The sequence below is a fragment of the Pseudomonas sp. Pso3 genome (assembly GCF_055393275.1).
This window is the reverse complement of record NZ_AP043687.1, coordinates 4,608,965-4,625,109: the sequence shown is the minus strand read 5'-3', so window position 1 is coordinate 4,625,109 and position 16,145 is coordinate 4,608,965. Positions and strand designations below refer to the sequence as shown.

The 16,145-nt window shown below is 68.0% G+C and carries 16 protein-coding genes; 6 read left to right on the top strand and 10 right to left on the bottom strand.

From position 1 onward, the window contains the following. Nucleotides 1-52: 52 nt before the first annotated feature. From znuA to ACZ5R1_RS21715, 4 genes are all read left to right on the top strand, one after another. Complete coding sequence (gene znuA, locus ACZ5R1_RS21730) at nt 53-1,063, top strand: zinc ABC transporter substrate-binding protein ZnuA (protein ID WP_464712682.1); 1,011 nt, start codon at nt 53-55, stop codon at nt 1,061-1,063. 518 nt (nt 1,064-1,581) lie between these two features. Beyond that, nucleotides 1,582-2,259 (top strand): response regulator transcription factor, encoded by a 678-nt coding sequence (locus ACZ5R1_RS21725; protein ID WP_007159882.1) that lies wholly within the window; start codon nt 1,582-1,584, stop codon nt 2,257-2,259. Then, entirely contained in the window at nt 2,256-3,650 is a 1,395-nt protein-coding gene (locus ACZ5R1_RS21720; RefSeq protein WP_042134637.1) for an ATP-binding protein, read from the top strand. The genes ACZ5R1_RS21725 and ACZ5R1_RS21720 overlap by 4 nt, the downstream gene beginning before the upstream one ends. A gap of 61 nt (nt 3,651-3,711) precedes the next feature. Then, nucleotides 3,712-4,164 (top strand): thioesterase domain-containing protein, encoded by a 453-nt coding sequence (locus ACZ5R1_RS21715; protein ID WP_007159880.1) that lies wholly within the window; start codon nt 3,712-3,714, stop codon nt 4,162-4,164. A gap of 63 nt (nt 4,165-4,227) precedes the next feature. On the opposite strand, the gene ACZ5R1_RS21710 is transcribed toward ACZ5R1_RS21715, so the two are convergent. Next, nucleotides 4,228-5,931: a peptidoglycan D,D-transpeptidase FtsI family protein gene (locus ACZ5R1_RS21710; protein WP_027597412.1), complete on the bottom strand. Its 1,704-nt coding sequence runs from the start codon at nt 5,929-5,931 to the stop codon at nt 4,228-4,230. A gap of 129 nt (nt 5,932-6,060) precedes the next feature. Between ACZ5R1_RS21710 and ACZ5R1_RS21705 the strand changes: the two genes are divergently transcribed. After that, nucleotides 6,061-6,375: a YkgJ family cysteine cluster protein gene (locus ACZ5R1_RS21705; protein ID WP_027597413.1), complete on the top strand. Its 315-nt coding sequence runs from the start codon at nt 6,061-6,063 to the stop codon at nt 6,373-6,375. Nucleotides 6,376-6,529: 154 nt separating this feature from the next. Here the strand turns inward: ACZ5R1_RS21705 and ACZ5R1_RS21700 are convergent, their stop codons facing one another. Next, entirely contained in the window at nt 6,530-6,934 is a 405-nt protein-coding gene (locus ACZ5R1_RS21700) for a YkgJ family cysteine cluster protein (RefSeq protein WP_027600650.1), read from the bottom strand. A 3-nt stretch (nt 6,935-6,937) separates the two neighbouring features. Continuing rightward, nucleotides 6,938-7,510, bottom strand: a complete 573-nt coding sequence (locus ACZ5R1_RS21695; RefSeq protein WP_027597415.1) for a xanthine phosphoribosyltransferase — start codon at nt 7,508-7,510, stop codon at nt 6,938-6,940. 180 nt (nt 7,511-7,690) lie between these two features. Here ACZ5R1_RS21695 and ACZ5R1_RS21690 point away from each other — a divergent pair, with 180 nt between their 5' ends. Further along, nucleotides 7,691-9,748 (top strand): methyl-accepting chemotaxis protein, encoded by a 2,058-nt coding sequence (locus tag ACZ5R1_RS21690; protein ID WP_042134635.1) that lies wholly within the window; start codon nt 7,691-7,693, stop codon nt 9,746-9,748. A gap of 51 nt (nt 9,749-9,799) precedes the next feature. Here ACZ5R1_RS21690 and ACZ5R1_RS21685 read toward each other — a convergent pair whose 3' ends face one another. The 7 genes from ACZ5R1_RS21685 to bioB form a co-directional block, all read right to left on the bottom strand. Next, nucleotides 9,800-10,066 (bottom strand): hypothetical protein, encoded by a 267-nt coding sequence (locus ACZ5R1_RS21685; protein ID WP_042134633.1) that lies wholly within the window; start codon nt 10,064-10,066, stop codon nt 9,800-9,802. 89 nt (nt 10,067-10,155) lie between these two features. Then, nucleotides 10,156-11,262 (bottom strand): curlin, encoded by a 1,107-nt coding sequence (locus ACZ5R1_RS21680; protein WP_042134631.1) that lies wholly within the window; start codon nt 11,260-11,262, stop codon nt 10,156-10,158. 76 nt (nt 11,263-11,338) lie between these two features. Continuing rightward, on the bottom strand, nt 11,339-12,010 hold the full coding sequence (gene bioD, locus ACZ5R1_RS21675; protein ID WP_042134629.1) for a dethiobiotin synthase: 672 nt from the start codon (nt 12,008-12,010) through the stop codon (nt 11,339-11,341). A 5-nt stretch (nt 12,011-12,015) separates the two neighbouring features. Beyond that, nucleotides 12,016-12,831, bottom strand: coding sequence for a malonyl-ACP O-methyltransferase BioC (gene bioC / locus ACZ5R1_RS21670; protein ID WP_042134628.1), 816 nt, complete (start codon nt 12,829-12,831; stop codon nt 12,016-12,018). Next, nucleotides 12,812-13,537, bottom strand: coding sequence for an alpha/beta fold hydrolase (locus tag ACZ5R1_RS21665; RefSeq protein ID WP_042134626.1), 726 nt, complete (start codon nt 13,535-13,537; stop codon nt 12,812-12,814). The genes bioC and ACZ5R1_RS21665 overlap by 20 nt, the downstream gene beginning before the upstream one ends. A gap of 7 nt (nt 13,538-13,544) precedes the next feature. Continuing rightward, entirely contained in the window at nt 13,545-14,720 is a 1,176-nt protein-coding gene (gene bioF / locus ACZ5R1_RS21660; protein WP_042134624.1) for an 8-amino-7-oxononanoate synthase, read from the bottom strand. 137 nt (nt 14,721-14,857) lie between these two features. Then, the gene (bioB, locus tag ACZ5R1_RS21655; protein WP_027600655.1) at nt 14,858-15,907 is read right to left on the bottom strand and encodes a biotin synthase BioB; all 1,050 of its coding nucleotides are present in this window, start codon (nt 15,905-15,907) and stop codon (nt 14,858-14,860) included. Between the last annotated feature and the right edge of the window lie 238 nt (nt 15,908-16,145).

The window sequence follows — 16,145 nt, the reverse complement described above, 5'->3', positions numbered from 1 at the left end:
GGGAGCCAGGACGTTATTATATTGCACCTCTCTTAAGAATCGGGATTTTCACGTGCCGCGCCTCCTACCCCTCGTCGCCTCCCTGCTGCTCGCCTGCACCCTGCTGCCCGCCCAGGCCGAGGTGAAGGTGCTCACCAGCATCAAACCCCTGCAACTGATCGCCGCCGCCATCCAGGACGGCGCCGGCCAGCCCGCCGTGCTGCTGCCGCCGGGTGCCTCGCCGCACCACTACGCCCTGCGGCCCTCGGACCTGCGCCAGGTGCGCGAGGCCCGGCTGGTCTACTGGATCGGCCCGGATCTGGAGGCCTTCCTGCCGGCGGTGCTCAAGGAGCGCCAGGGCCCCAGCCTGGCCGTCCAGGAGCTGCCTGGCTTGCACCTGCGCCGCTTCGGTGCCGAGCATGCGGACGCCCATGACGACGATCACGGCGACGAGCACGAGCACGAGCACGAGCACGAGCACGAGCACGAGCACGAGCACGAGCACGGCGAGGAGCAGGGCGGCGAGCCCGAATACGCCCACGACCACGATCATCGTCCGGGCAGCCTGGATGCCCACCTCTGGCTGAGCCCGGCCAACGCCCGGGTGATCGCCGCCCGCGTGGCCGCCGACCTGAGCCAGGCCGATCCGGCCAACGCCAGTCGCTATGCGAGCAACCTCAAGGCCTTCGAAAGCGGACTGGCCGCCAAGGACCAGGCCCTGCGCACCCAGCTGGCGCCGCTGGCCGGCAAGCCCTATTTCGTCTTCCACGAAGCCTTCGACTACTTCGAGGAAGCCTATGGCCTGAGCCATCGCGGCGTCTTCGCCCTGGGCGCCGACGTCCAGCCCGGCGCCCGCCACGTGGCCGCCATGCGCGACGAACTCAAGGCCGCCGGGCCGACCTGCGTCTTCACCGAGCCGCCGCTGCAGCCAAAGATCGCCACTACCCTGAGCAGCGGCCTGCCGGTGACCCTGGTGGAACTCGATCCCCTCGGCGCCCGCATCCCGGCCAACGCCGGCAGCTATGCCCAGCTGCTGCAGAACGTGGCCGACACCCTGGGCGGGTGCCTGGGCAAGCTGCCCTGAGGCCTCGTCCGGCGGCGGATCGGCCGAGGCCACCGTCCGTCGCTCTCGGGCCACTTCGCGGCCGTTCAGCTAGCGTTCAGGACGAGTTCAGGCAGCGTTCAGGGCCATTGGCCTAATCTGCAACTGTCAGATCAGCAACGCCGAGGTCGCCCGGATATGTTCACCCTAGCGCAGCTCCCGCTACGGCAGATCGTCCGGACACTTCGACCCGACCTGGCGATGTTCATCCTTGTAACTCCACTACAGGGTCACCAAGTCAGCTCTGGTCCCCTGTAGCCGTCTCGCGACGGAGCCGTCCCCCAACGGCAGTTTCCGATCCCCATGAAGTGCTCCTTACCTCTCCAACTGGAGAGGTTTTTTTTGCCCGGAACAAAGTCAGTGATCCCAGCCATTCCCTTCCCGCTCTCGCCGCCGGCCGGCTCCAGGCGCCATAATCGGCACCAGGGCGCCGCTGCGCGAAGCACGCGACAGGCGCAGTCGCGGCCAGAGAACGTCTCGTTAGCTGTTCAGGAGTCTGCATGAAGATCCTCGTCGTCGAAGACGAAAACCTGCTGCGCCACCACCTCAAGGTGCGTCTGGGTGAAGCCGGTCATGTCGTCAATGCCGTGGCCGATGCGGAAGAAGCGCTCTACAGCGCCCGCGAATTCCATCACGATCTCGCCATCATCGACCTGGGCCTGCCCGGCATGAGCGGTCTCGATCTGATCCGCCAGCTGCGCAACCAGGGCGCTACCCTGCCGATCCTCATCCTCACCGCCCGCGGCAGCTGGCAGGACAAGGTCGAGGGGCTCGGCGCCGGGGCGGACGACTATGTGGTCAAGCCTTTCCAGTTCGAAGAGCTGGAGGCGCGTCTCAACGTGCTGTTGCGCCGTTCGGCGGGTTTCGTCCAGCCGAGCATCCGCGCCGGTTCGCTCAAGCTCGACCTGGGCCGCCAGCAGGCCTTCAACGAAGAGCAGCCGCTGCAGCTGACCGCCTACGAATACCGCCTGCTGGAATACCTGATGCGCAACCACCAGCAGGTGATCACCAAGGAGCGGCTCATGGAGCAGCTCTACGACGATGACGGCGAGCACGACAGCAACGTCATCGAGGTGCTGGTGGGCCGCCTGCGGCGCAAGCTGGAGGCCAGCTGCCAGATGCAACCCATCGAAACGGTCCGGGGCCGCGGCTACCTGTTCACCGAGCGCTGCCAGTGATCCGTTCCTTTCGCGTGCGGCTGCTGCTCAGCGCGGCCCTGCTGGTCAGCGTCTGCCTGGCGCTGATCGTGCCGGCGATCCGCAACGCCTTCGACCGCACGGTGGAAAACTTCGTCGCCGCGCGGCTGGAGGCCAACGCCAACACCCTGATCGGTGCGGCGCGCGCCATCGACGGCCGGCTGGCGATGCCGGAGATGATCGCCGAAGAGGTTTTCGACCGACCCGGCTCGCCGATCCTCGGCTATGTCTACGACCAGAACGGCCGCCTGCTCTGGCGCTCGCGCTCGGCGATCAAGGAGCGGCCCAACTACAAGCCGACCTTCGACGGCGGCGGGGTCAAGCTGGTCAAGGCCACCGACGACCAGGGGCAGGGCTTCTTCGTCTTCGATCGCGAGGTGCTGCTGGGCAATCCGCCGGTGGCGGGCTTCAGCGTGGTCACCATGCAGCCGGCCGAGGAATACGAGCGGCTGCGCGCCACCTTCCTGCATCAGGTGATCCTCTGGCTGGTGGGGGTGCTGGGCGCCCTGCTGCTGCTGCTGGCGCTGGTCATGCAGTGGAGCCTGCGTCCGCTGCGCCGCCTCAGCCAGCAACTCGATGCGGTGGAGACCGATCAGCGCGAGCTGCTCGACGAAAACAACGTGCCCAGCGAGATCAGCCGGCTGATCCGCTCGCTCAACCGCCTGCTCGATCATGAACGGCTGCAGCGCGAGCGCTATCGCGATACCCTCGGCGATCTCGCCCACAGCCTCAAGACGCCGCTGGCGGTGCTGCAGGGAGTGACCGAGGAATTGCGCCGCCGGCCGCAGCTGGACCAGGAGGTCGGCACCCTGCAGACCCAGATCGAGCGCATGAACCAGCAGGTGATGTACCAGCTGCAGCGGGCCACGCGCCAGGGCGGCGCGGTGCTCAGCCGGCCGCTGGAACTGGCGCCGCTGCTGGAGTCGCTGTTCAGCACCCTGGACAAGGTCTATGCCGAGAAACGCGTCCAGGCGGACATGGACCTGCCGCCGAATCTGCGGGTGCAGGCCGAGGAAGCCGCCATGCTGGAGGTGTTCGGCAACCTGCTGGAAAACGCCTATCGGCTCTGCCTGACCCAGGTGCGGGTCAGTGCCCGCCGGCACACCGAGCACTGGATCCTCGACATCGAGGACGACGGCCCGGGGATTCCCGCCGAGCGCCGCGAGAGCGTGCTGCGCCGCGGCATGCGCATGGACAGCCGGCACCCCGGGCAGGGCATCGGCCTGGCCGTGGTGCAGGACATCCTCGAAGGCTATCGCAGCAGCCTGACCATCGACGAATCGAGTCTGGGCGGCGCCCGCTTCCGCTTCCGCCTGCCAGCGGCCATTTCCCCGGAGCGGCCTTCCTTGGTGCACAATGGCGCCAGGACGTGACCCATGGGTCATGGCTTGCGTCTGCTCCTGATAGTGAAATTCTGTCTGTAAGGACCCCGGCATGAGCCGCGACTGCCGTCATCTCGAATCCCTGTTGCACCACGATATTCCCATCACCAAGGCCCTGGGCCTGGAAGTCCGCGACTGGAGCGAGCAGCGCCTGCAGCTGCATGCCCCGCTGGACGCCAACATCAACCACGCCAGCACCATGTTCGGCGGCAGCCTCTATTGCGTGGCCGTGCTGGCCGGCTGGGGCTGGCTGTACCTGCGCCTGCGCGAAGCCGGCATCGAGGAAGGCCATATCCTCATCCAGGAAGGCCAGATCAGCTATCCGCGACCCATCACCACCGATGCCCTTGCCTATGGCGAGCCGCCCGAGGCGCGCGCCTGGGAACGCTTCGAGACCACCTTCCGCCGCCGCGGTCGTGCGCGTATCACCCTGCAGTCGCGCATCGTCAGCGAGAGTGGCGAGGACGGGGTGCGCTTTACCGGTCAGTACGTGCTGCACCGCTGAGAGCGGACGCGGCATAGAAAAAGGGCGACCCTGGGGTCGCCCTTTTTCGTTTCCGTCAGCCGCTCAACCGTGGGAATGCGGTTCGGTCTTGGCCTGCTGGGCGGTATTGGTGTCGGGCAGGTTGTCCGGCGGCACGGCCAGGGCGCGCAGGGCGCCGGACATGATCTCGCTGAAGGTCGGCGCCGAGACCAGGCCACCGAAGTAGCCTTCCTTGGTCGGGGTATCCAGCATCACCGCCAGCACCAGCTTGGGATCGGCCGCCGGCGCCATGCCGACGAACAGCGAGCGATAGGCGTGCTCGGTGTAGCTGCCGGAGCCGGCCTTGCGCGCGGTCCCCGACTTGCCAGCCACGTGATAGCCGGGCACCCGGGCGCGGATCACGCCGCCTTCGTCTTCCACCACGTGGTTGAGCATGGCGCGCAGGCGCCGGGCGATGGTTGGGTCCATGGCCTGGACGCTCTGCTGCTTCTGGTCCTTAAGCAGGGTCAGGGGGGTCAGCAGGCCGTCGTTGGCGATCACCGAATAGGCCTGGGCCAATTCGGCGACGTTGACCGCCAGGCTGTAGCCAAAGGACATACTGGCCGTGGCGATCTGCGACCACTTGGTGTGGCCGGGCAGGTAGCCGGCGTTCTCGCCGGGAAAGCCCAGCGCCATGGGATTGCCGAAACCGACCCGGCTGAGCTGTTCGTAGATGGGCAGCGGGCCGATCTGCAGGGCCACCTTGCTCATGCCGATGTTGGACGAGTTGAGCAGCACCCCGGTCATGGTCAGCACGCCGCGCTTGGCCACGTCGTGGATGGTGTGACCGTCGATGGTCATCCAGCCCGGCGCTACGTCCACGGTGCTGTTCTCGTTGAACTTGCCCGAGGCCAGGGCCACCGACATGCTGAACGGCTTGATCACCGAGCCGGGCTCGAAGGCGTCGGTCAGGGTGCGGTTGCGCATGTTGGGGATCTGCAGGGTGGCGCGGTTGTTGGGGTTGTAGGAGGGGAAGTTGGTCATCGCCAGGATCTGGCCGGTCTTGGGATTGACCAGCACGGCCGACCCGGACTGGGCGCCGAACTTCTCCACCGCCGTCTGCAGGGCGCGATAGGCGATGAACTGCAGGCGCAGGTCGATGGACAGGGCCACGTCCTTGCTCGGTTGCGGCTGGCGCACCACGCGGATGTTCTTGACCACCGAGCCGCGCGGATTGATCAGTACCTCGCGCACCCCGCCGCGACCGGCCAGCCAGTCTTCGAAGCCCAGTTCCAGGCCCTCCTGGCCATGGCCGTCGATGTTGACCATGCCGATCACCTGGGCCACCAGGTCGGAGCTGGGGTAGTAGCGCTTGTACTCCTTGATCTGGCGCACCCCGGGCACGCCGAGGGCCATGATGTTCTCGCCGTCGATGGGCGACAGGGCCCGCGCCAGGTAGAGGAAGTGCTTTTCCGGATGGCCGAGGATCAGGTTGCGCAGTTCGGCTTCCGGTTTGTGGATGGCCTGGGCCAGGCGCCCCAGCTGGTCGGCGCTGTCCTGCATCTCGGACGGATTGCACCAGATGGTCACCACCTCGGTGGAAACCGCCAGGGGCGCGCCGTTGCGGTCGGTGATCATGCCGCGGGTCACCGGAATGGCGATGTGGCGCACCGAGCGGCGATCGCCCTGGTCACCCAGGAAGGCGGCATCGAACAGCTTGAGGTAGGTGATGCGGCCGGCGACCACGCAGGTCAGCAGGACCAGCACGACGACCACGACATAGAAGCGATAGCGGGGTGCGGCCGTCATGGCGGCTCCTGCGCGAGAAGAGGGCTTGGGCATGGTCACAACTGGTTACAACCGTCAGGGACGCGCATGGTAACTGCTCCAGCCATCGGCCGGAAACCGCTGGGCGGTCGGGGGCGGTACACTGCGCACATGAGCGACATCCCCCTGCACGATCTTTCCACCCCAACCGTGACCTGCGAGAGCTGTCAGGCCTGGTGCTGCCGCCAGGAAGTCCTGCTGTTCGACGACGCCGGCGTGCCCGCCCGCTACATCGAGGAAGACTGGACCGGTACCCGCATGAAGCGCCTCGACGACGGCTGGTGCGCCGCCCTGGATCGCGAGCAGATGAATTGCAGCATCTACGAGGTGCGGCCCTGGGTCTGCCGGATCTTCGACATGGCCGGCCCGGAATGTCTGGAGGAGCGGGAGGATATGAAAAGGGCGATGGAGAGCGGTGATTTCTGAGCGACTCGCCTGAAAGGCTCGGCCGCCGGGAAGTCTTATCGCGGCCATGGGCCGCTCCTACAGGAGATGAGGCTTCTGTAGGAGCGGCCCATGGCCGCGATAGTCCAAGCCAGAGCGGTCGCTACGGCGCACCGGCATGGCCGCGATCAGGGATTCAACGCAGCTTCTGCGGCTTGTAGGCGCAATACCCCGGGCGCGGGCCGACCCTTGGGTGGTTGCGGCAGGTTTCCGGACGCTGGTCGTAAATGGTGCACAGCCGCGTCTTGGGATGCAGATAGACGCAGTCGTTGTTGGACAGCCGCACCAGGGTGAACAGCCCGGTCTTGGCATTGAGGCGCTCGACCACGCCGTCCTTCTTGAGTCGCTTGGCGATGTCCTTGAGCGGCTCGCCCTTCTCGAATTCGTCCACCACGCCCATGCGGATCAGATCGGACAGGCGGGCTTCCACCGGCAGGGTGCAGCAGCTGGACACGCAGTCCAGGCACATGGCCTTGTCGTAACGGATCCAGGTTTCGGTGCGATCGAGATCGGCCCCGAGAATGCGCAGTATCTGAGCCATGGCTTACTCGGCGAAGGTGACCTGACCGTCGGCCAGGGAGGCGACGCGGGCCAGGGATTCGACGCGATAGCCCTGGGCGTCGAGTTCGGCGCGACCGACCTGGAAGGACTTCTCGATGACGATGCCTAGCCCTGCGACCTGGGCCCCGGCCTGACCGATGATGGAGATCAGCGCCTTGGCCGCCTTACCGTTGGCGAGGAAGTCGTCGATGATCAGCACCCGATCGTCGGACGAAAGGTGCATGGTAGAAACGGCGATCGTACTTTCCGTCTGCTTGGTAAAGGAATAGACGCTGGCCACCAGCAGGTTGTCGGTCAGGGTCAGCGACTGGTGCTTGCGGGCGAAGATCACCGGCACGCCCAGCTCCAGTCCGGTCAGCACCGCCGGGGCGATCCCCGAGGCTTCGATGGTCACGATCTTGGTGATGCCGGCGTCGGCGAAGCGGCGGGCGAACTCCTGACCGATGTCGCGCATCAGCGCCGGATCGATCTGGTGGTTGAGGAAGGCATCGACCTTGAGCACCTGCTCGGAGAGTACTTGGCCTTCGCTGCGAATCTTGGCTTTGAGGCGTTCCACGCGGACGGTCCTTTAACGGCAACGCCCGGGCCTGAGTGCAGGACCGGGTCTGGGAATACGGGAGGGCGGCGATTGTGCCCTATCTTTCAAGAAAGTCGTTAGTTTGCCGACAAATCGTCCTATAGCTATCCGCAACGGATAGCCGACGCTTGCCGGTGGCTGGCACAGGAGTGGTCGAACATGAGTGTTTTGTTGTCGCCGGGTATGCGCGTGCTGAGCCAGTTCGGCTTCGCCCGCAAGTTCGCCCTGCTGCTGGTGCTGTTCATCCTGCCGCTGGCGGTCAGTCTCTGGCTGCTGGGCGCCGATTTCCAGGCCAAGCTGGCCACTGTCAGTGGCGAGCGCAGTGGCGTGCGACTGCTGCAACGGCTCGACGCCGTGGAAGAAGAACTCACCCTCCGACGCAACCTGACCGCGCGCTGGAAGGCGATCGACACCAGTCGGCAGGAGACGCCGGCCGTGCAGGCCGCCATCGCCGCCCTGGAAAGTCGCAACGACAGTCGGCGCGAGCGGCTCGCCCAGCTCGGACAGCAACTGGAGAGCGAAGGGGCCAGCGCCGATGTGCAGGCGCGCTTCAAGACCCTGCAGCAGGCGCTCGCCGGGCTTGAGGTCAGCGATCTGCGCAGCCTGGGCTGGTGGCCGGACGGCTACGACAGATTCACCGCCGCCCTGGGGGCCGTGCAGGCGCTGCGCGAGGAGATCGCCCTGGAAAGCGGCCTCATCCTCGATCCCTGGATGGAAACCTACCTGCTGATGCAGATCGGCACCACCCAGTCGGTCGAGTTGTACGAGCGCCTCGGCCGCCTGGCCAGCGTTGGTCAGGCCAGTATGGTCTCCGGCCAGTTCAGCCTGCAGAGCCGCCTGCAGTTGCGCGACCTGCGCGCCCGCGTCGGCGATTCCAGCGAGAGCCTGGCCAAGGTCGCCGTGCTGCTCGGCAACAAGCTGCCCGCCGACATGGCCGGCTGGAAGGATGATTACCAGAAGCTCAGCAGCCAGCTGGACGCCAGTCTCAAGACCCTCGATCAGGGAGTGTTCGGCGGCGAGATCACGCTCAAGCCGGAGCAGTTCGAAACCACCCTGGACGGGGTCCTGCAGGGTCTGCAGACCTTCCGCCAGCAGACCCTGAAGAACCTGGACCAACGGCTGCAATACTATGGCGCCGATGCCGTGCGCAGCTTTGCCGCCATCGCCGCCGGCTTCGGTCTCCTGCTGGTGGTGACCTGCTACCTGCTGCTGTGCATGCAGGCCGCCATTCGTGGCAGCGCCCGGCGCATCACCACCCTGGCCGAAGGCCTGCGCGACGGCGACCTGACCCGTTCGGCCCAGGTGACTGGCCAGGACGAACTGGCCGAGATCGGCCGCGCCCTGGACCTGGCCGTGGTGCAGCTGCGCGGCAGTCTGCAGGCGGTCGAGCAGGAGAGTCGCCAGGTGGGCACGGCGTCCGGGGAGCTGGGTCAGCAGGCCGAGGCGGCGCTCGGCGCCGTCGAAGCCCAGCGCCAGCAGATCACCCAGATCGCCACCGCCGCCACCGAACTGGCCGCCACCGCCCAGGGCGTGGCCCAGAGTTGCGAAGAAGCCGCCGGGCGCGCCGAGCAGATGCGCGGCATCGCCGAGGCCAGCCAGAGTGACAGTCGCCAGACCACCGCCAGCATCCAGCGCCTCAACCAGCGCCTGGACGAGACAGCTGCGGCCATGGCCCAGGTCAATGCCCAGGCCGGGCAGATCCAGCAGGTGGTGGACGTCATCCGCGGCATCGCCGAACAGACCAACCTGCTGGCGCTCAACGCCGCCATCGAGGCGGCCCGGGCCGGTGACCAGGGAAGGGGCTTCGCGGTGGTCGCCGACGAGGTACGTTCGCTGTCGCAGCGCACCCAGGCCTCCACGGCGCAGATCGCCGGGACCGTTGGCAGCCTGAGCGGCACCGTGGCCCAGGCCGTGTCTCTGATGCAGGAGGCCTGCGGCCAGGCCGCCAGCGATGCCCAGTCGATCACCGGGCTGGGGCGGCGGCTGGAAGAGATCGCCGAGTCGGTGCAGGGCGTCTCCGACACCCTGGTGCAGATCGCCACCGCCGCCGAACAGCAGGCGGTCACCGCTGACCAGGTCAGTGGCAATATCCAGCAGATCGATGGGGCCGCGGCCGATCTGCTCGGCAATGCGCGCACGGTGCAGAGCACGGCGGTAGGTCTGGAGGCGGGCAGTCGCACCCTGACGGCCAACACCACCCGCTTCCGCCTGGGCTAGCACGCAAAAGGGGCGCCTTTCAGGGCGCCCCTTTTGCTCAAAGCTTTCTGATCAGGCCCGGGTATCGAGCAGCCGGCCCAGGGTTTCCTGCGAGGCCTGCATGACCTTGGTACCGGCCAGCGCCTGGTACTTGCCGACATCCAGATTGACCAGCTCGCTGGCCAGATCGGCCTGGCTGTTGGTGGTCGCGGCCAGGGCTTCCTGTACGTTGCGGGCCGTTTGGGAGGCGAGGGCGGCACCGGCCTTTTCGACCGTGCGGCTACCGTTCTGGTAGGCCTGCACCCCGGCATAGAGCGAATTGCTTGAAGTCACGTTCATGGACAGGGTCCTCGACGGTGATGTCAAAGGGCTATTGAAGCAGCTTTGACGCCAAAGAACCAGCAGTCCCTGTCACCGCCTGTGTCCGGCTATTGCTGGATCGTCGCCCGATTGCCCTGGCCGCTCTGGCGCAGGTCGAGGCTGTTGCCCGCACCGACCTGACTGATGGAGGCGTACTGGCTGGCGCCCTGCTGGCTAACGCTGACGCGCGCATCGCTGGCCAGTCCTGCCTGCAGCAGATGGCCATCACCCAGTTGCTCGACGCTCAGCTCGAGGTTGTCGCCCACCCAGACCGCACTGATCTCGTTGTCGTTGCCCTGGGTAGTCAGGGTCAGGCGCGAATCCTCACCGCCGATCAGGACGCCGGCGCTGTTGCGATAGCCCTGCTGTTGCAGCTCGAGGCGGTTGCCATTGCCGGTCAGATTCACCTGGACGGCATTGTCGTCGCCGAGTTGCCGCGCGCTGACGCGCTGGGGGCTGGCGTCGAGGCCGTTCTGCTGCACCGCCGCCTGGTTGCGGTTGCCGATCTGGATCAGCTGGACGTCCTGCTGCCGCGCGCCCTGGCGAGCGCCGGCCCGGTTGTCGTCGCCGCGCTGCTCGACCACCGCCCGGTTGGCGGCGCCACCCTGCAGCAGCTCGACCTCGTTGCGCGCGCCCAGGCTCAGCACGTCTTGGACGTGATCCTCGCCCACCTGCCTGAGTCGCGCCGCGCTGTCGCGACCGTCCTGGAACAGATTCAGCCCGTTGCGCGCGCCCTCCTGCTCGATGCGCAGCCGCTGGTCGTCACCGCCCTGGCGCACCAGGGCTTCGTCGAGCAGGCCGCGCTGGACGATCTCCACCGTATTGCGCTGGCCATGGCCCTGGTAGACATAGGCGTGGCTCTGGCTGGCTTCGCGCTGGTCGATGCTGACCTCGCGCGCACCACCGGCGGCCTGGGTGACATTGGTGAAGTTGCCCACGCCGCCCTGCTCGACGCGGGTACGGTCGCCCTGGGAGACGCTCTGGGTGAGATAGGCCTGGCTGGCACGACCGCTCTGGCTGACCTCCAGGGTGCCCTGGCGGGTATCCGGCGCCTGGCTCAGGAAGGCGCCGAGGCGCTCGCCGCGCTGCTCCACGCGGGTCTGGTTGTCCAGCGCCCAGGTGGTGCTGGTCAGGCCGAGCAGGCCCAGGCAGGTCAGGAACTTGAAGGTAGGCACTCGGGCGATCCGGCAGCGGCAGACAGGGCAGTCTGCCGCCGGCCTGGCCCACCGGCCATCGCCCGAAAGACTGATATCAGCCGGGCAGGCGCAGGTGCGCGGCGACCGCCGCCGGCGTGGCCGCGGCCAGGTACGGCACCGTGCCCAGGCAGGGCGCCGGCAGGCGTTCGTGCAGGGTGGCCAGGTTGTCGTCCAGGCGCAGGGTGGCCGGTGCCACCAGGTTGGCCACCCAGCCGGCCAGGGTCAGGCCGTCGGCGAGGATGGCCTCGGCGCTGAGCAGGGCGTGGTTGATGCAGCCCAGGCGCACGCCCACCACCAGGACGACCGGCAGACCCAGCTCGCGGGCCAGATCGGACAAGGACTCCCGGCCGGCCAGGGGCACGCGCCAGCCGCCGGCGCCTTCCACCAGGGTGAAGTCGGCCTGCAGCGCCAGGATCCGCCGCACCGGGGCGGCCAGGGCGGCGACGCTGAGGTCGATGCCGGCTTCGCGGGCTGCCAGATGCGGGGCGATGGCGGGTTCCAGGGCGATGGGATTGATGTCGGTGTAGTCGAGCGGCAGCGAGGTCTCGCCGAGCAGGGCCAGGGCGTCGCCGTTGCGCAGGCCCGCGGCGGTCCGTTCGCAGCCGGAGGCCACCGGCTTGACCCCGGCGGTGGCGAGACCCTGCAGCCGGGCCCGGTGCAGCAGGCCGGCGGCGATGGTGGTCTTGCCGATCTCGGTGTCGGTGCCGGTGACGAAGTAGGCGGACATGGGGGTCATTCCTTGCGCAGCAGGACGTGGATCACCTGGTAGGTGGCGGGCAGGCCGGTGGGCTCGCGCAGGCTCTCGTAGGCCTGGGTGAAGGCGGCCAGGCGCTGGCGACCGGTGAGGCCCTGGGGACGTCCCTGGTTGAGGTTGTGGGCGCCGATGGCCTTGAGGTGCTGGGTCAGGGCGCGCAGATCGGGGAAGTGCAGCCGCTCGGGCGCGACCTCCAGCGTCAGCCGCTGCAGGCCGCTGGCCTGGGCGGCGGCGACATAGGCCGTCTGGGGGCGGAAGCGATTGACGTGCACCTGGTCGTCCACCCGGGCCCAGCTCTGGCGCAGTTCGTCGAGGGTGCCGGCGACCAGGCTGCTGAAGGCCAGCACGCCACCCGGGCGCAGGATGCGCCGCGCCTCGGCGAGCACCCTGGGCAGATCCGGGCACCACTGCAGGGCCAGGCTGGAGACGATGAGATCGCAGCTCTCCGCGCGCAGCGGCAGGCGTTCGGCATCGGCGGTGAGGTAGTGCCGGGCACCGGCGCCCTGGGCGCGGGCGTGGCGGAGCATGCCGGGTGCCAGGTCCAGGGCCAGGCCTTCGGCCTGCGGATAACGGCGGGCCAGGGCGCGGCTGCAATAGCCGGTGCCACTGCCCAGGTCCAGCCAGCGTTGCGGGTCAAGCCAGACTTGCTTGTCTAGAGCGTGTAGCCGGGCGAGCAGGCCATCGGCGACCCGGCGTTGCAGCAGGGCGGCGCCGTCGTACTGCGCGGCGGCGCGGGAAAAGGACAGCGCCACCTGGCGCTTGTCGGGCAATACGTCAGCCATCGCGTCCTGCATAGATGAATTCACGGATACGGGTGGCCACCTCGTCCGGGCGTTCCAGGGGCAGGCCATGGCTGGCGTGCTCCAGGACCTCGACCTGGGCATTGGGCAGCTCGTCGCGCAGGGCCTGGGCCGCCGCGGCCGGCACCAGGGCGTCGTGGGCGCCGAACAGGTGCAGCTGGGGACCGCTGAAGGCCTGCAGGGCGGCGCGGGTGTCCAGGCGTGCCAGCAACTCCAGGCCGGCGATGACCACCTCGGGCTCGATCTCCGGCAGGGTCACCTGCAACTGGCGGGCGAGGGTGCGGCTGTCGCGGGCGCCCTGGGCCACCAGCAGGGTGAAGCGCCTGAGGGTCTGCTCGGCGTCCAGCGAGCAGGCCTCGAAGAAGTCGGTGAAGACGCTGCGCGCCATGGCGGTCTGCCAGCCGGCGCGGGCGACGAAGCAGGGATTGCTGGCCAGGGTGATGAGACCGTGCACGCCCTGGGGGCGGCGCAGGGTGAATTCGCTGGCGAGCATGCCGCCCAGCGACCAGCCGGCCAGCCAGCCGCCTTCGGCGATGCGGGCTTCCAGGTCGGTGAACCAGTCCTGGGTGTCGGCCAGGGCCGGCAGCGGCTCGATCAGCACGTCGAGAAAGGGTGCCTGCTCGACGAGTTCGTCACGCAGGGGCTCCAGCGGAGCACTGCCCAGGCCCCAGCCGGGCAGCAAGATCAGGGTATCGCGCATTGGTCGGTCACTTATCCGCGTCAGGCGGTAATTCGGCCATGGCCTGGGCCAGAGCGTCGAGCAAGAGGTCCACGTGCGCTTCGCGATGGGCCGCCGTCAGGGTCACCCGCAGGCGGGCACTGCCGGCCGGTACGGTGGGCGGTCGGATGGCGGTGACCAGGATCCCGCGTCGGCGCAGGGCGGCGGAGAGTGCGAGGGCGCGCGCGCTGTCGCCGACCAGGATCGGCTGGATCGGCGTGGCGCTGAGCATAAGGTCCAGGCCGAGGGCCGTCGCGCCCCTGCGGAATCTCTGGATCAAAGTGTGCAGAAGCTCACGGCGCCAGCCCTCCTCACGGACGAGCTGCAGGGCGGCGAGGGTGGCGCAGGCCACCGCCGGCGGCTGGCTGGTGGTGTAGATATAGGGGCGGGCGAACTGGATCAGCGTCTCGATCAGTTCCTCGCTGCCGGCGACAAAGGCCCCGGCGGTGCCGCAGGCCTTGCCCAGGGTGCCGACCAGCACCGGGACCTGGCCCTGGTCCAGGCCGAAGTGCTCGACGATGCCGCCGCCGCTGGCGCCCAGGGTGCCGATGCCGTGGGCATCGTCCACCAGGGTCCAGGCGCCATGGCGCTGGGCGACCTCGCAGAGCTCGGGCAGGGCGGCCAGATCGCCGTCCATGCTGAAGACGCCGTCGGTGACCACCAGGGTGTCGCCCTCGGCCTTGGCCAGGCGCGTGGCCAGGCTGGCCGGATCGTTGTGCAGATAGCGGCCGAAGCGCGCGCCGCTGAGCAGACCGGCGTCGAGCAGGGAGGCATGGTTGAGGCGGTCTTCCAGCACGGTGTCGCCACGCCCGACCAGGGCGGTGATGGCTGCCAGGTTGGCCATGTAGCCGGTGGAGAACAGCAGGGCGCGTGGCCGCCCGGTGAGGTCGGCCAGGGCTTCTTCGACCTGGTGATGCGGACCGCTGTGGCCGATCACCAGGTGCGAGGCGCCGCCGCCCACGCCCCAGCGCTCGGCGCCCGCGCGCAGGGCGGCGATCACCTGGGGATGATTGGCCAGGCCCAGGTAGTCGTTGCTGCAGAAGGCCAGCAGGGACTCGCCATCCACCACCACCTCGGGCCCCTGGGGCGCTTCCAGCAAAGGGCGGCGCCGATAGAGGTGCTCGGCGTGACGCTGGGCCAGGCGGGCGGCGAGGTCGAAGGCCATGGGGAGTCTCGGTAGCGTTGGAAGGCCCCTCACCCCAGCCCTCTCGCGAGGGGAGAGGGGGTGGTCTGGAGCGCGGGTTGGGCGGTGGTTTACCCTCACCCCGGCCCTCTCCCAGGGGGAGAGGGGAACGGCAGGGGTCAGGCGGTGGCGGCGTCGTAGAAGAGTTCGCCGTTGCGCTGCTCCACCAGGGCCTGCTCGATGGCGGCCTGGTGCACCTCGTCGGCGTGCTCTTCGCGGGCTTCGGGCTGGATGCCGAGGCGGGCGAACAGCTGCATGTCCTTGTCGGCCTGGGGATTGCCGGTGGTCAGCAGCTTCTCGCCGTAGAAGATGGAGTTGGCGCCGGCCAGGAAGGCCAGGGACTGCATCTGCTCGTTCATCTGCTCGCGACCGGCGGACAGGCGCACATGGGACTTGGGCATGAGGATGCGCGCCACCGCCAGGGTGCGGATGAAGTCGAAGGGATCGACGTCCTTTTCCTCGGCCAGCGGGGTGCCCTGGACCTTGACCAGCATGTTGATCGGCACCGACTCGGGGTGCTCGGGCAGGTTGGCCAGCTGGATCAGCAGGCCGGCACGGTCGTCCACCGACTCGCCCATGCCGAGGATGCCGCCGGAGCAGATCTTCATCCCGGCTTCACGAACGTAGGCCAGGGTCTGCAGGCGCTCGCCGTAGGTGCGGGTGGTGATGATGTTGCCGTAGAACTCCGGCGAGGTGTCCAGGTTGTGGTTGTAGTAGTCCAGGCCGGCGTCGGCCAGGGCGCGGGTCTGCTCCTGGTCCAGGCGGCCGAGGGTCATGCAGGTCTCCAGGCCCAGGGCCTTCACGCCCTGCACCATCTGCAGCACGTAGGGCATGTCCTTGGCGGAGGGATGCTTCCAGGCGGCGCCCATGCAGAAACGGGTGGAGCCGATGGCCTTGGCCTCGGCGGCCGCCTCCAGCACCTTCTGCACCTCCATCAGCTTTTCCTTTTCCAGGCCGGTGTTGTAGTGGCCGGACTGGGGGCAGTACTTGCAGTCTTCCGGGCAGGCGCCGGTCTTGATCGACAGCAGGGTGGAGACCTGCACGCGATTGGGATCGAAGTGCTGGCGATGCACGCCCTGGGCCTGGAACAGCAGGTCGTTGAAGGGCTGCTGGAACAGGGCGCGGACTTCGGCGAGAGTCCAGTCGTGACGCAGGGCGGTAGCGCTCATGTGAGATCCTCGATGCATAGGACGGCCGGGTGCCGGAGCGGGGCCGATGAATGCGGTCGACCTTAGCCGAAGTCCTGGTCGACTACTGCTCATAAAATGAGCAATTGCCGGATTTTTCGCAGGGAGATTGATGGAGTCGCAGGTTGGGCTGGAGCGCCAGCGAAGCCCAACGGGACTGGCACGGTGGTGGTTGCTGGGCTTCGACGGTGGAGCCGTCTCAACCCAACCTGCGAGCTAA